We start from the raw sequence: 15,003 nt of genomic DNA, 5'->3' as shown, positions 1-15,003 counted from the left end.
GAGGCGGCCACAGGACGGGCCGCTCGGTTAGAAGTCCTTGCGCAGTTGCACGCCGAAGTAGCGGCCATCATCGCGCGGCACCGAGCGATAGATGTAGTCGCCGCCGCTGGAGAGCATCTGTGCGTAAGACTTGTCGCCAAGGTTCTTGCCCAGCAGTGCGACCCGCCAGCCCTCGTTGTAATCGGCCAGGGCAACACTGGCGTTCCAGATGCCGTAGGCACCCTGTACGGTGTCGGGGTTCTGGTCGAGGCTGAACTGCACCGAGTCCTGCCAGCTGTAGTCACTGGCCAACTCGATATCCAGGCCGTTGTCCAGCGGGATCACATAGTCGGCGCGCAGGTAGGTCTTCCAGTCCGGGGTGAACGGCAGGCGGCCGCCGTCGATGTCGCAGCTGGCAGCCGCGCCCGCTGGGCAGTTGAAGTGGTCGACGCGAGCTTTGGTGTAGGCCGCTGCGGCAGACAGTTTCAGCTGCGAGGTGACCTGCAAGCTGGCATCCAGCTCGACGCCCTGGGTCTTGACCTTGCCGGCGTTGACCAGGCGGGTGACCACCTGGTTGGCCACGGTGTCGAAGAAGTTGGCCTGGTAGTCGTCGTAGTCGGTATGGAACAGCGCCAGGTTGGCCACCAGGCGGTTGTCCAGCGCAGTGCTCTTGAGGCCGATCTCGTAAGCGTCGGAGGTTTCTGGCTTGAGTGCACCGGTATCGCGCGGCTGCATGTTGAAGAACACGTTGTAGGCCGGCCCCTTGTAACCACGTGAATAGGTCACGTAGCCGGTCAGGTTGTCGTTGAAGTCATATTGCAGGCCAGTGCGGCCGCTCCAGCCGTCTTCATCGACCGAGCCCTGACTGGCAGTCGAGGGCTGGATGCCGGTCACCGAGGTCGGCGAGGTGGACACTCGGCGGTGATCGTATTCGAGGTCATCGTGGGTCCAGCGCAGGCCGAAGATGGCCCGCAAATCATCGGTGAAGTTGAAGGTGTTTTCACCGAACAGGGCAACGCTGTCATTGGTCGTCGAATAGTCGGCGCGGCCACTGTTGGCTACGCCGCCGTTGACCGAAAGCCGCTGGTAGGTTTCCTGCGATGTGCCGTGCATGTAGAACGCGCCCAGCACGTACTCGTTGAACTGGCCCTTGGGCGAGGTCAGGCGAAACTCCTGGCTGTACTGGTCGTAGTCGACAGTGCCTTTGTCATGGGAGGCGGTCAGCGGCAACAGCGCACGGCGGTCACCGTCCTGATACTGGGTGTTGTCCCAACCGCGCCAGGCGCTGATCGAGGTCAGGGTGTAATCCCCCAGTTGCCAGTCAAGCTGGGCCGAGAAGCCCTGGTTTTCGTCCTCGACGTGGGTCTTGAAATCACTGCTGATGTCGCGGTTGTGCGCGCTCGGCCGTACCGCGCCCAGCTGGTTGCGAAAGGCCGTGCTGGCCTGGGTGACGACGCCACTGGGCAAGGTGTCCTCACCCTTCATGTAGTCGCCGATCAGGGTCAGGCGCAGCTCATCGCTGGGTTCGAATTCAAGCTTGCCGCGCAGGCCTTTGCGCTCATAGCCATTTACATCATGGCCGTTGGCGAGGTTCTCCACGTTGCCGTCATAGTCGCCCCACAGCGTGCTCAACGAACCTTTGAGCTGCTCGTTCAAGCGGCCACCGAGGCCAAAGCGCAGGCGGTTTTCGTCGCCACCGCCAAAGTGCGAATAGTCGACATAGCCTTGGGTCTGCTCGGGGATAGCTTTGCTGACCACGTTGAGCACGCCGGCGGAGGCGTTTTTGCCGAACAGCGTGCCCTGCGGGCCGCGCAGCACTTCGATGCGTTCCAGATCAAGCAGATCGAGGGTGGATTGGCCTGGTCGGCCAAACACCACGCCGTCGACCACAGTAGCTACGGTCGGCTCGACGCCTGGTGAGGTCGAGATAGTGCCGACGCCACGAATGAACAGCGAGGTGTCCTTGTTCGACGCACCCGCACGGTAGTTGAGGGTCGGCACCTGCTGGACGATGCTGGCGACGCTGTTGCGGTTATCGCGTTCGAGCTGCTCGCCCTGCACCACCGAGACCGCAACCGGCACTTCTTGCAGGCTCGCCTCGCGACGTGTAGCGGTCACGGTGACGGCGCTCAGCGCAGTGGCCTGCGGGTTCTGCTGGTCGTTATCAGCAGCCTGTGCCGACTGACCGATGGCCGCCAGCAACACGGCTGTGGCGAGAGGCGAACGTACGGGGAAACGGCTGGCGCGCGCAACGGCGCCTCGGATCTGATGTGTGTGCATGATGCTTACTGCCCTGAAAGACCAGACTGAATTGAAGTGCTGTCGATGTCTGGTCTCGCTCGTGCGAGTGGCAGTCGGTGGCCAACAGCAGCGCTGTGTTAGCGCTAACATGGACCGAGTATCCAAGCCCGCCGCTTAGCAGGTCAAATACTTAAAAAAACTTTTGTTATTCCATAAAGCTATTTGCGTAGCATGCCTGGGTTAGCGCTAACATCGGCGCTCATTCATTCGAGATGCCCCTGTGAGCCAGCTCAAGGACACCCCTCGTAAGCGCCGCGGCGCGGGCCGCGTCACCCTCGCCCAAGTGGCGCGCGAGGCCGGCGTGTCATCGATCAGCGTGTCTCGCTACTTCAATCAACCCGAGCAGGTTTCGCCGCCCCTGCGTGAGCGCATCAAAGTCGTGGTCGAAGCCTTGGGCTATGTGCCCAATCTGGTGGCCGGCGGGCTGGCTTCGGCACGCGGGCGTATCGTCGGTATGGTCATCCCAAACATCTCCGGGCCAATCTTTGCCCAGACCATCCAGGCCTTCAGCGACACCCTGAGCAAGCACGGTTATCAGTTGCTGCTGGCGTCGAGCTATTTCAGCGAAGAACAGGAAGAAAGCGCAGTACGCGCGTTTCTCGGTTGGTCGCCGGCGGCACTGGTGGTCACCAGCCAGTTTCACAGCCCGGCCACCGAGAAGATGCTGGCAGAGGCCGATGTACCGGTCGTGGAAATCTGGGACTACTGCCCCGAGCGGGAGCCATTGCAGGTAGGTTTTCTGCACTTCGAGGTCGGCGTGCAGGCCTGCCGCTATCTGCTCGACAAGGGCCACCGGCGCATCGCCTTCGTGCAGAACAGCGCGGCCGGCGACTTCAGTGCGCTGCAACGGCGCGATGGTTATGCGCAAACCTTGCGCGATGCCGGGCTGCAGCCGTGGTTCTTCGTGCCGACGGCGGACAGCGCTCCGTTCGAGGCGGGCAAGCAGGCGATGCAGGCCTTGATCCGCCGCGAGCCGCGCCCGGATGCGATCATCTTTGCCAACGACAACTTGGCCGCCGGCGCCGTGCTCGCCGGCCAGCGCGCCGGCCTGAAGCTGCCCGAAGAGATGGCCATCATGGGCTTTGGTGACTACGCCTTCGCTGACATGCTGCTGCCAAGCCTGACCACCCTGCGCCCGCCCTCGCGGGAGATTGGCGAGATCGCCGCGCTGCGCGTCCTGCAGCACCTGGGAGCAATCGCCGTGGATGGCGATGTGCCGCGGCTGAACCTGTTGCACTGCGAGCTGATCGCGCGCGAAAGTGCCTGACATCCCGCATAAAGCGCTCGCAATCAGCCCTGCCAACGGGCAACCTTGTGCTCCCTGCAAACGGATCGACCTAGCAATGGCTAAATGGCTGGAAGGCGGCGGATTGATGGCCGAACGCATCCGCGCCCACGATTGGGCGCAAACTGCGCTCGGGCCTATGGAAAGCTGGCCCGACGTGCTCAAGACCACCCTGTCGCTGTGCCTTAACTCACGGTTCGCTCAGGCCGTGCTATGGGGCGAGCAGATGCTCACTCTGCACAACGATGCCTTCAGCGATATCCTGGGCGGCAAGCCACTGGCCTTGGGCATTCCTTTCAGCGAAGTCTGGCAGGAGGCGTGGAGCGACATCGGAGTACTTGCCGAGCGCGCCCTTGCCGGCGAAGCGGTGTTCATCGAGAACTTTCCACTGCTGATTGATCGCCAGCGCGGTACCGAACGCGCTTACTTCACGTTCTGCTACAGCCCGATCCGCGACCACAATGGCGAATTGGTCGGCATGCTCGATACAGTCACTGAGACCACCGCGACGGTGGTCGCCAATCAGCGCCTGAATTTTCTAGACAGTCTGAGCCGTACCCTGGCCGACGCCACCGAGCCTGACCTGATCATGGCCACCACCACCCGTCTACTGGTCGGACATCTCGGCCTGTCCAGCTGTGCCTATGCCGTCATGGACGCAGATCAGGACGGTTTCACCATTTGCGGCGATGCCGTCGCGACCGGCTCACCACGGTTGGTGGGCCACTATCGGCTGGCCGATTTCGGCAGCCTGGCGGTCAGCCAGCTGCGCGCCGGTCGGGCGCTGGTGATCGACGACAACCTCAGCCAACTGCTGCCACATGAGGCCGCGACGTTCCAGGCCATTGGCATCACTGCGACCATCTGCATGCCGCTGATCAAGGACGGTCGGCTGACCGCACTGATGGCTATCCATGACCGCCAACCGCGCCACTGGACTGCTTACGAGCTGGGGCTCATCAGCGAAGTCACCGAGCGCTGCTGGGCGCATATCCAGCGGGTCCAGGCCGTTGCCGAGGTGCGCGCCAGCGCCGCCGCCCTCGAAGCACTCAATGCCAGCCTGGAACAGCGTGTCGAAGAGCGCACCGAGCAATTGCTGCAAACCGAAGCAGTCCTGCGCCAGTCGCAAAAGCTCGAAGCGATCGGCCAGCTGACCGGAGGCGTGGCGCACGATTTCAATAATCTACTGACCATCATTCGCTCGTCGCTGCACTTCCTGCAACGTCCCGACCTGGAAGACAGCCGCCGCCAGCGCTATCTGCAAACCATGATCGAGACGGTTGAGCGTGGCTCGAAACTGACCGGCCAGCTGCTCGCCTTTGCCCGGCGCCAAGCGCTCAGCCCGCAGATATTCGAGGTTGGCCAACGCCTGCAAGCCATGGCCGACATGCTCGATACCGCCACTGGTGCGCGGGTCAAGGTGGTACTGGAACTGCCGCAGACGCCGTGTTTTGTCCATGCGGACCCAGGCCAGCTGGAAACCGCAGTGCTTAACCTGATGATCAATGGCCGCGACGCGTTGAATGGAGTAGGCACGCTGGTACTGCAACTGGTTGCCAACCAGCGCATGCCCGCGCAACCGGGTGATCATCTGCAGGCAGGGGCGTTTGCCGCGATTTCGGTGATCGACAATGGCACGGGTATTGCGCCAGAGCTGCTGGAGCGGATTTTTGACCCCTTCTTCACCACCAAGCCGGCCGGTGAAGGCACCGGCCTGGGCTTATCGCAGGTATTTGGCTTCGCCAAGCAGTCAGGCGGCGATGTGCAGGTAATCAGCCAGCCTGGCCAGGGCACCACGTTTACCCTGTACTTGCCTCAGGAGGCTCCGACAGTGGGCTGTTGAGCGCGAGCAACTGGGCCAGGCTCTCAGCCAGTTCGGCCCGGCGAAACGGCTTGCGCAGAACAGCAAAACCATTGAGTTCACGCGGGGTCAGGTTGGCATAACCGGTGATGATCAGCACCGGCAATTGCGGTTGCTGCTGGCGCAGTTGCTGAGCGAACCTGGCGCCGGTCTCATCGACCATGATCTGGTCAGTCACCAGCACATCCATCGCCAGCCCCTCTGCCAGCATTCGCCGCGCCTGCGCGGGGCTGGCGGCTTCGGTTACCCGATAGCCAAGGTCACGCAATTGCAGGGCCGTTGCGTTGCGCACGATGTCCTCATCGTCAACCAGCAAGACCTGCATTTGCCCGGGTGCCATGATGGCGTCGCCAACTTCGGCAAGCGGCTCACAGACCTGGCCGCGACTGACTGGCAGCCACAATGTCGCCCGAGTGCCCTGCCCCGGCTGCGAATCGATGGCAAAGCCACCGCCTGACTGAGCTGCCAGGCCCTGCACCATGGGCAAGCCAAGGCCGGAGCCTTTGCCGACCTGTTTGGTTGAATAGAACGGCTCAAAGCAACGCTCCAGCACTTCTTCACTCATGCCGCAGCCGCTGTCACGCACCTGCAGCCAGACCTGGCGGCCGTGCACGCTTTCCGGCCAATCCGGGTCATCTTCACCAACCCCGGCGGCCAGATACACACGCCCGCCATTGGCCATGGCGTCGCGTGCGTTGACCACCAGGTTGAGCAAGGCAAGCTCAAGCTGATGGGGATCGACCAGCACATTGGGCAACTGTGGATCGATCTGCACCACGACCTCAATGGTCGGCCCCAGTGAGCGCGCCATCAACTCGTGCATGTCATTGACCAGTGTTGCCAGGCACACGGCTTGCGGCTTGAGTGTCTGCCGGCGAGCAAAGCTGAGCAGGCGCCCGACCAGAATTCGCGCACGTTCAGCGGCCTGCAGCGCACCATCGATCAAGCGCACTGAACGCTGAGTATCCTCTGGCCGTCGACGGATCAGCTCCAGGGAGGCAATGATCGGGGTGAGCATGTTGTTGAAATCGTGGGCGATACCGCCGGTGAGCTGGCCAATCATCTCCATCTTGCCAGTTTCATGCAGCTGCCGATTGGCTTCCTCGCGTTCGGCCAGCATTGCCGACACACGCTCTTCGAGGGACTCATTAAGCGCCAGCAGCTCGGCAAAAGTTGCCTCAAGGTGCGCACTGCTGGCGCGCAACGCCCGCTCGGAGCGGGCGTGGGTGATTGCCTGCCAGACCCGCTTGGCGGTGTCTTCAAGCAGCAGGCACTGGTCCTCGTCGACAAAATGCGGCGCGGCAAACTCGACGCCGAGGATGGCATCAATGCTGCTGCCGCGCAGTACCGGCACATACACGCTGGCGGCATCTGCACCCTGCACGGCGAACCCGCGACCGAGCTGTTCGGTCAGTCGCACTGGACTCTCGCCGCAGGTCAGATCACCAACCCTGGAAATCGCACCATTTACCCAATCGCGGGCGATGCGCATCTGCTGATCATCTCCTTGCGATTCGGCTAGAAAAACCCGCACGGCGCCCAGTTGCTGGCCTACGCGTTCGATGGCATAGGCTTCGATCTGTTCCGGCTCGGTCAATTCCGGAAGCGCCTGACCCAGTTCGAGGAGAAAGCTCTGCCGCCGTTCGAACTGCACCTTTTGCGTGGTTTCAGAGACGACGCACAATACACCGCCAACGCTGCCGTCGATTTCGCGAACGGCAGAGTAGGACACGTCGAAATAAGCCGTCTCGCCGTGGGCGCTACGCTCCAGGTAAAACGGTCGGTCCTTGGCTGAAAAAGTTTGCCCAGTGTTGCGCACGCCGCTCAGCAGCGGTTCTAGGTCATCCCACAGCTCGGTCCAGTTTTCCTGTGCAGGTCGCCCTAGCGCGCGCGGGTGCTTGTTGCCAATTGTGGTCGAGTAAGCATCGTTATACAGCGCCACGTATTCAGGACCCCAGAACAGCACGATCTGCGCTTGAGCCGGCAAAATGGTTGCCATCAGCGTCTTCAGACTGAGCGACCACTGTTGCGGCGCACCCAGCGGAGAGCCTGACCAGTCCATGGTCTGGATCTGGCTGCCAATGCTGCCACCCCCCAGCAGAAAAGGCAGTTTTGCCTGGTCTGGGTGATTATTCTGACCTGACTTCATCTTGTGCTGACCGTCAATTGCCCAATACGTGTTGTCCTCTATCTGCTGAATAGGAGATCAAACCGGCGCAGACGTTCCGTGGCATTTTGTACCAGGTCGGACAAACGGCCGTCAGGAGCGATCACCAGGCTGGTGCAGGGCGTGACAGCGCGCCCCATTGCCTTGCACAGACTCTCCACGCATGGCCCTTTACTCGCGTGCCTGCGGGCATTTGCCAGGCCGGCACGAAGCTTGCTTGCCAAGACCTTTCAGGCCGAGTTCAGCCTTAGGTTTTTTAACGTTCATGAGTACATATTTACTAATTTCTCGTAGGCCAGCCAGCCGCCATCATCCACTCCAACAAGAACACGTCGCCCATTGCCGGCGCGTACCCGGGGATCTCCCGACGCCCCTCCTTGCCTTGGAGTCAGTCATGACCAGTGCAGCCAATTCGGCCCCTCTGATAGAAAAACATACAATCGGCTACGTACCGCCGCAGGATCGCCACGGAAAGGTCAGGGATCTGTTCACCCTCTGGTTCGGTGGCAATATCGCGCCGCTGCCGATCGTCACCGGCGCGCTTGGCGTGCAGCTGTTTCACCTGAACCTGGTGTGGGGCATCGTCGCCATTCTGGTTGGCCACTTGCTCGGCGGCGTGCTGATGGCGCTGCACTCGGCGCAGGGGCCACAGATGGGCATCCCGCAGATGATTCAGAGCCGCGCCCAGTTCGGCTCGCTCGGCGCCCTGCTGGTGGTGGTGATTGCCGGGGTCATGTACATCGGCTTCTTCGCATCCAATATCGTTCTTGCCGGCAAGTCACTGCACGGTGTCGCGGAGTCGATTCCGGTATCGGTCGGCATCGTGATCGGGGCGCTGGGATCGGGCATCATCGGCATCATCGGTTACCGCTTCATCCATGTGCTCAACCGTATCGGCACCTGGGTATTGGGCATCGGTATCGTGGTCGGCTTTGGCTATATCTTCAGCCATGTGCAAAGCGACGACTTCCTCACCCGCGGCGGCTTCAACCTGGCCGGCTGGCTGGCCACGGTCTCGCTCGCCGCGCTGTGGCAGATCGCCTTTGCGCCGTATGTGTCCGACTATTCGCGCTACCTGCCCGCCGACGTCAAAGTCTCCTCGACGTTCTGGACCACCTACCTCGGTTCGGCGCTCGGCTCCAGCCTGTCGTTCGTGTTCGGCGCCGTGGCCGTGCTGGCGATCCCGGCCGGGATGGACACCATGGACGCGGTGAAGATGGCCACCGGCGCCATCGGCCCGCTGATGCTGGTGCTGTTCCTGCTCAGTGTGATCAGCCATAACGCGCTCAACCTGTACGGCGCGGTGCTGTCGATCATCACCCTGATCCAGACCTTCGCCTGGCGCTGGATCCCCACCGCCAAGAGCCGTGCGGTGCTGTCGCTGATCGTGCTTGCGGCCTGCTGCGTGGTGGCAGTGTTTGCTTCGGCGGACTTTATCGGCCACTTCGTCGACATGGTGCTGGTGCTGTTGGTGGTACTGGTGCCGTGGACCGCGATCAACCTGATCGACTTCTATGTGATCCACAAGGGCGACTACGACATCGAGTCGATCTTCAAGGTCGATGGCGGTATCTACGGCCGCTACAACCCGCAGGCGCTGCTGGCCTATGCCGTAGGCATCATCGTGCAGATCCCGTTCATGAACACCCCGCTGTACGTCGGCCCGGTGTCCGAGCACATCAACGGCGCCGACCTGTCGTGGCTGGTGGGACTGCTGATCACCTCGCCGCTGTACTGGTGGCTGGCCAGCCGCGATAGCGCTTACCGTCGGCGCCAGACCAGCGCCAAACTGGCCGCAGCTGCCTGAGCCAAGGCCATCACGGGCTGGCCTCGCGCCGGCCCGGTTTGGCTACAGCCGCTTGCGCAGAAACTCGACAAAGGCCTGCACCGGCCGAGCGATTTGGCGGTGCTGCGGATACACCGCCGACAGTTGTAGCGGCGGCGGTGTCCAGGCCTCGAGCAGCTTGACCAGACGCCCGTCGGCCAGCGCCTGCTCGACGATGAAAGCCGGCAAGTAGGTCACCCCCATCCCGGCAATCGCCGCATCTCTCAATAGCTCGCCATTGTTGGCCCGCATGCGCCCACTGACGGCGATCGCCTGCAGTGTCTTGCCCTGCCCCTTGAACTGCCACTGCACCTGGCGTGAATGACCATAGGGCAGGCAATCATGCTCGCGCAGCGCTTCGGGTTCGAGCGGTGTGCCGCGCGCGGCTAGATAGGCCGGGCTGGCACAATACACCCGCTCGATACTTGCAATACGCCGCGCAACCAGGCTTGAGTCCTCTAACGTGCCAATCCGCAGCGCCAGGTCGTAGCCCTCACCGATCAGGTCCACAGCGCGGTCGCTCAGGTCGATCTCGACGATCAACTGCGCATGCAGTTGCAGAAACTCGGTGAGCAAACTGCCCAGATGGCTGATGGCAAACGACAGCGGCGCGCTCAAGCGCAGGGTCCCGCGCAGAGCCTGGGTCTGGCCGCTGATGTCCTGCTCGGCCTGCTGCATCTCGCCGAGCAGGCGCACGGCAGAATCGAAGTACTGCTGGCCCAGTGGGGTGGCGTCGAGGCGCCGGGTCGAACGGTTGAGCAAGCGCACGCCGAGGCGTTCTTCAAGCTGCATCAGGCGCCGGCTGACCGACTGCTTGGACATGCCCAGCAGGTCGGCTGCCGCGGTGAAACTACCGGCCTGCATCACCTGGGTGAAAATGCGCATGTCTTCGTATGGGTTCATCGGGTTGCTCTTGGTGACGGTCGAGCGCTTTATAGCGGCTTTTGTCTGCCTGGGCATCTATTGGTTTATTGGTTGATCGAAAAGCCTCGAGATCATTGAACTGAATCAGTCGGTTGATGATAGATCCAGATAAAGCCCACCTCGCTGTATTAGCGCAGTATTGTCAGCCTGAAACTGACAGTTAATCTCTGAGAAGCTAGTTTTTCATGATACTGAGTGACAGTAAGATTCATCCATCAACAGCCCAAAGCCTTCCCGGCGCAGGCTCACAGGAGAATCACCATGCTCACACTTCGCAAAGCACAAGACCGCGGCCTGGGCTTTCATGGCTGGCTGAAATCGTTTCACACCTTCTCCTTCGGCAGCTATCGCGACCCTGAAGAGCAAGGCTTCTCCGACCTGCTGGTGATCAACGACGACCGTGTCTCGCCCGGCCAGGGCTTCGGTCAGCATCCGCACCGGGACATGGAGATTTTTTCCTACGTGCTGGAAGGCGCGCTGGAGCATAAGGACACGCTCGGCACCGGCTCGGTGATCCGCCCCGGTGACGTGCAGCTGATGAGTGCCGGCCACGGTGTTGCCCATAGCGAGTTCAACCACAGCCATGACGAGTCGGTGCATTTTCTGCAGATCTGGATCGTGCCGCAGGTCAAAGGCGCCGAGCCGCGCTATCAGCAGCAGCACTTCAGCGCTGCTGACAAACGTGGCCGCTTGCGCCTGATCATCTCGCCGAATGGTGCACAGGGCTCGCTGCAGGTGCGCCAGGATGCCAAGGTCTATGCCGGGCTGTTCGACGGTGATGAGCGTGCCACCTTGAAGCTGCCGGACAACCGTCATGCTTATGTGCATGTTGCCCGCGGCAGCATCGAGCTGAACGGCCAGCTGCTCAGCGAAGGTGACGGCGTGCGGCTACGCCAGGAGCAGGTGCTGAGCCTGGCCAACGGCCACGACGCCGAAGTGCTGGTATTCGACCTGCGCCCGAACGAGCTGCCTGGAATGTCATGAGCAGAGGGGCCATCAGTGCTGGCCCCTCACCTGCTTCACGCAGTGCTCAACCCTCGACCCCCTCAACAATGATTACCTCAGCCTTGGCCGCCCCTTGTCGATGGCTACAGGCGTCTTGATATTCCGCCGAGCGATAGCAGGCCAGTGCCTGCTCATAAGAATCGAACTCGATCACCACACTGCGCTGCGGTGTCGACCTGCCTTCCAACGCTTCACTGCGCCCGCCTCGGGCGAGGAACTTGCCGCCGTACGCCTTGAACGCTGCCGGCGCGCGCTGGGTGTACTGTTGGTACTGCTCGAGGTCGCTGATATCGACGTGGGCGATCCAGTAAGCCTTCATCCGCTGCTCTCCAGTTTTTCAGATTGTTGTGTATGATGGTATACCACAATAATCGACAAACTACAGCGAGCGTGCAGCATGGCTTTCAACAGCATCGAAGAACTTCTCGAGGACTATCGGCAAGGCAAGATGGTCCTGCTGGTGGACGACGAAGACCGTGAAAACGAAGGCGATCTGCTGATCGCGGCTGAACGCTGCGACGCCCAGGCGATCAACTTCATGGCGCGCCAGGCACGCGGGCTGATTTGCCTGACGCTCACCGACGAGCACTGCCAGCGGCTGGGCTTGGAGCAGATGGTGCCGAGCAACGGCAGCGTGTTCAGCACCGCTTTCACCGTTTCCATCGAAGCCGCCAGCGGCGTCACCACCGGTATCTCCGCCGCTGATCGCGCGCGCACGGTAGCGGCTGCGATGGCGGCCGATGCTCGCCCCGAGGACCTGGTCCAGCCGGGGCATATCTTCCCCCTGCGCGCCCGCGAAGGCGGCGTGCTGACCAGGGCCGGGCATACCGAAGCCGGCTGCGACCTGGCACGCCTGGCCGGGTTCAGCCCGGCCTCGGTCATCGTCGAAGTGCTCAATGACGACGGCACCATGGCCCGCCGCCCCGACCTGGAAGTGTTCGCCGCCGAGCATGGCGTCAAGATCGGCACCATCGCCGACCTCATCCACTATCGCCTGAGCACCGAGCAGACCATCAAGCGCATCGGTGAGCGCGAACTGCCCACCGTGCACGGCACCTTCCGTCTGGTGACCTATGAAGACCGGATCGAAGGTGGCGTGCACATGGCCATGGTCATGGGCGATATCCGCCGCGAACAACCCACCCTGGTACGTGTGCACGTAATCGACCCACTGCGCGACCTGGTCGGCGCCGAGTACGCCGGTCCCGCCAACTGGACCTTGTGGGCCGCCCTGCAACGGGTCGCTGAAGAAGGCTCCGGGGTAGTGGTTGTGCTGGCCAATCACGAGTCTTCGCAAGCGCTGCTGGAGCGTGTGCCACACCTGACCCAGCCCGTGCGGCCCTATCAGCGAGGCCAGTCCAAGGTCTATTCGGAGGTCGGCACCGGCGCGCAGATTCTGCAGGACCTGGGCGTCGGCAAACTGCGCCATCTGGGGCCGCCGCTCAAGTACGCGGGTTTGGCAGGGTATGAGCTTGAAGTGGTGCAAAGCATCCCGTTCGAGCCCGCTGTGCTTTGAGCAATCGCTGACCGCCGGTACACGCATGCCTCTTGCGAAAAGTTTGGAATACCATAATATGATATCCCGTAGACCTTAAAATCCTGGCCGGCTCCTACACTCAAAACCGGCCGCACCACATCGTTGAAATTGCTGCTCCCGAACATATTGGCGGGTGACAGAACCCGCCTCGAATAACAAAAGTAACGAGGGCGTAACCATGCTGTTGAGCAAACGTGTAAGCGCAGTGCTGTCCGCCAGCCTGCTGACCCTGGCCTGTCAAGCCACCCAGGCCGCCGACAGCCTCAACTTCGTCAGCTGGGGCGGTACGACCCAGGACGCGCAGAAGCAGGCGTGGGCCGAGCCGTTCTCCAAAGAGAGCAACATCAAGGTGGTGCAGGACGGCCCGACCGACTACGGCAAGCTCAAGGCCATGGTCGAGAGTGGCAACGTGCAGTGGGATGTGGTGGACGTCGAAGCCGACTTTGCCCTTCGCGCCGCAGCAGAAGGCCTGCTCGAGCCGCTGGATTTCAACACCGTCAAACGCGACCGGATCGACCCGCGGTTCGTCTCCGACCACGGCGTCGGCTCGTTCTTCTTCTCGTTTGTGCTCGGTTACAACGAAGGCAAGCTTGGTAGCAACAAGCCGGCCGAGTGGTCGGCGCTGTTCGACACCAAAACCTTCCCCGGCAAGCGCGCCCTGTACAAGTGGCCAAGCCCCGGCGTGCTGGAACTGGCCCTGCTGGCCGATGGTGTAGCCGCCGACAAACTGTACCCGCTGGACCTGGACCGCGCCTTCAAGAAACTCGACACCATCAAGAAAGACATCGTCTGGTGGGGCGGCGGCGCCCAGTCGCAGCAACTGCTGGCGTCTGGTGAAGTGTCGCTGGGGCAGTTCTGGAACGGCCGCGTGTATGCCTTGCAACAAGACGGCGCACCAGTTGGTGTGAGCTGGAAGCAGAACCTGGTCATGGCTGATTTTCTGGTCATTCCCAAAGGCGCCAAGAACAAGGACGCGGCGATGAAGTTCCTGGCCAACGCCAGCAGCGCCAAGGGCCAGGCCGAGTTCGCCAATCTCACCGCCTACGCCCCGGTCAACCTCGACAGCGTCAGCCAGCTCAAACCTGAACTGGCGCCGAACCTGCCCACCGCCTACGCCCAGGATCAGGTCACGCTGGACTTCGCCTACTGGGCGAAAAACGGCCAGGCCATCGCTGCGCGCTGGAATGAGTGGTTGGTCAAATGAAAGTCGCCATCAACGCCCTGCACAACGCGCAAGGTGCCCCCAGCGGCACCGGCGCCCCCGGCACGGCCACCCGCCGCAGCGGGATGGGTCAACGCTGGCGCGGTAGCCGTAACCTGCTGCCCGCGCTGGTGTTCCTAGGCCTGTTCTTCTTTGCGCCACTGATCGGCCTGCTCCTGCGCGGCGTGCTCGAACCGGTGCCGGGGCTGGGCAACTACGAGCAGCTGTTCGCCAACTCGGCCTATGCACGGGTGCTGTTCAACACCTTCTCGGTGGCCGGTCTGGTGACCTTGATCAGCGTGCTGCTGGGCTTTCCGCTGGCCTGGGCGATCACCTTGGTACCGAAGGGCTGGGGCCGTTGGCTGCTGAACATCGTGCTGCTGTCGATGTGGACCAGCCTGCTGGCACGGACTTACTCGTGGCTGGTGCTGCTGCAGGCCTCCGGAGTGATCAACAAGGCGTTGATGGCGATGGGCATCATCGATGCGCCGCTGGAAATGGTGCACAACCTGACCGGCGTGGTGATCGGCATGAGCTACATCATGATCCCGTTCATCGTGCTGCCGTTGCAGGCAACCATGCACGCCATCGACCCGATGGTGCTGCAGGCAGGCTCCATCTGTGGCGCCAGCCCGTGGACCAATTTCTGGAAGGTGTTCCTGCCGCTGTGCCGCTCAGGGTTGTTCTCCGGGGCCTTGATGGTGTTCGTCATGTCGCTCGGTTACTACGTTACCCCGGCCCTGCTCGGTGGTGCGCAGAACATGATGCTGCCCGAGTTCATCGTCCAGCAGGTGCAGTCGTTCCTCAATTGGGGCCTGGCCAGCGCTGCCGCCGCACTGTTGGTGTTGATCACCCTGGTGCTTTTCTACCTGTACCTGAAGCTGCAGCCGGAATCCCCGGTCGGCAATGCGAGGTAAG

General features: G+C 62.0%; 11 protein-coding genes. 7 read left to right on the top strand and 4 right to left on the bottom strand.

What is annotated here, in order from left to right; translation table 11 throughout:
• Positions 1–27: 27 nt before the first annotated feature.
• A complete protein-coding gene (locus CXQ80_RS09580; RefSeq protein WP_101318792.1) occupies positions 28–2,259 on the bottom strand; it encodes a TonB-dependent receptor in 2,232 nt (743 codons plus the stop codon).
• A 241-nt stretch (positions 2,260–2,500) separates the two neighbouring features.
• On the opposite strand from CXQ80_RS09580, the gene CXQ80_RS09575 reads away from it, so the two are divergent.
• The gene (locus tag CXQ80_RS09575) at positions 2,501–3,547 is read left to right on the top strand and encodes a LacI family DNA-binding transcriptional regulator (protein ID WP_101318790.1); all 1,047 of its coding nucleotides are present in this window, start codon (positions 2,501–2,503) and stop codon (positions 3,545–3,547) included.
• Positions 3,548–3,623: 76 nt separating this feature from the next.
• Positions 3,624–5,408 carry a sensor histidine kinase gene (locus CXQ80_RS09570; protein ID WP_101318788.1) on the top strand — a complete coding sequence of 595 codons (1,785 nt, stop codon included), beginning with the start codon at positions 3,624–3,626 and terminating at the stop codon, positions 5,406–5,408.
• Here the strand turns inward: CXQ80_RS09570 and CXQ80_RS09565 are convergent.
• On the bottom strand, positions 5,365–7,425 hold the full coding sequence (locus CXQ80_RS09565; RefSeq protein WP_371918900.1) for an ATP-binding protein: 2,061 nt from the start codon (positions 7,423–7,425) through the stop codon (positions 5,365–5,367). The two genes, CXQ80_RS09570 and CXQ80_RS09565, sit on opposite strands and share 44 nt — an antisense overlap.
• Positions 7,426–7,987: 562 nt before the next feature.
• Between CXQ80_RS09565 and CXQ80_RS09560 the strand changes: the two genes are divergently transcribed.
• Positions 7,988–9,400 (top strand): cytosine permease, encoded by a 1,413-nt coding sequence (locus CXQ80_RS09560; RefSeq protein WP_101318784.1) that lies wholly within the window; start codon positions 7,988–7,990, stop codon positions 9,398–9,400.
• Between the two features lie 42 nt (positions 9,401–9,442).
• On the opposite strand, the gene CXQ80_RS09555 is transcribed toward CXQ80_RS09560, so the two are convergent.
• A complete protein-coding gene (locus tag CXQ80_RS09555) occupies positions 9,443–10,321 on the bottom strand; it encodes a LysR family transcriptional regulator (RefSeq protein WP_101318782.1) in 879 nt (292 codons plus the stop codon).
• A 282-nt stretch (positions 10,322–10,603) separates the two neighbouring features.
• On the opposite strand from CXQ80_RS09555, the gene CXQ80_RS09550 reads away from it, so the two are divergent.
• Positions 10,604–11,326, top strand: coding sequence for a pirin family protein (locus tag CXQ80_RS09550; protein ID WP_101318780.1), 723 nt, complete (start codon positions 10,604–10,606; stop codon positions 11,324–11,326).
• A gap of 46 nt (positions 11,327–11,372) precedes the next feature.
• Here CXQ80_RS09550 and CXQ80_RS09545 read toward each other — a convergent pair whose 3' ends face one another.
• On the bottom strand, positions 11,373–11,666 hold the full coding sequence (locus CXQ80_RS09545; protein WP_101318777.1) for a DUF1330 domain-containing protein: 294 nt from the start codon (positions 11,664–11,666) through the stop codon (positions 11,373–11,375).
• 78 nt (positions 11,667–11,744) lie between these two features.
• Here CXQ80_RS09545 and ribBA point away from each other — a divergent pair, with 78 nt between their 5' ends.
• The 3 genes from ribBA (at position 11,745) to CXQ80_RS09530 (ending at position 15,002) form a co-directional block, all read left to right on the top strand.
• Positions 11,745–12,863, top strand: a complete 1,119-nt coding sequence (gene ribBA / locus CXQ80_RS09540; protein ID WP_101318775.1) for a bifunctional 3,4-dihydroxy-2-butanone-4-phosphate synthase/GTP cyclohydrolase II — start codon at positions 11,745–11,747, stop codon at positions 12,861–12,863.
• 199 nt (positions 12,864–13,062) lie between these two features.
• Positions 13,063–14,088, top strand: a complete 1,026-nt coding sequence (locus tag CXQ80_RS09535; RefSeq protein ID WP_101318773.1) for an ABC transporter substrate-binding protein — start codon at positions 13,063–13,065, stop codon at positions 14,086–14,088.
• Positions 14,085–15,002: an ABC transporter permease gene (locus CXQ80_RS09530; protein ID WP_101318771.1), complete on the top strand. Its 918-nt coding sequence runs from the start codon at positions 14,085–14,087 to the stop codon at positions 15,000–15,002. The genes CXQ80_RS09535 and CXQ80_RS09530 overlap by 4 nt, the downstream gene beginning before the upstream one ends.
• The last annotated feature ends 1 nt before the right edge of the window (position 15,003 follow it).

It is taken from the genome of Pseudomonas sp. 02C 26, assembly GCF_002843585.1.
Taxonomy (GTDB): Bacteria; Pseudomonadota; Gammaproteobacteria; order Pseudomonadales; family Pseudomonadaceae; genus Aquipseudomonas; species Aquipseudomonas shirazensis.
The sequence above is the reverse complement of the archived record's forward strand: the minus strand, read 5'-3'. Positions and strand labels throughout refer to the sequence as shown.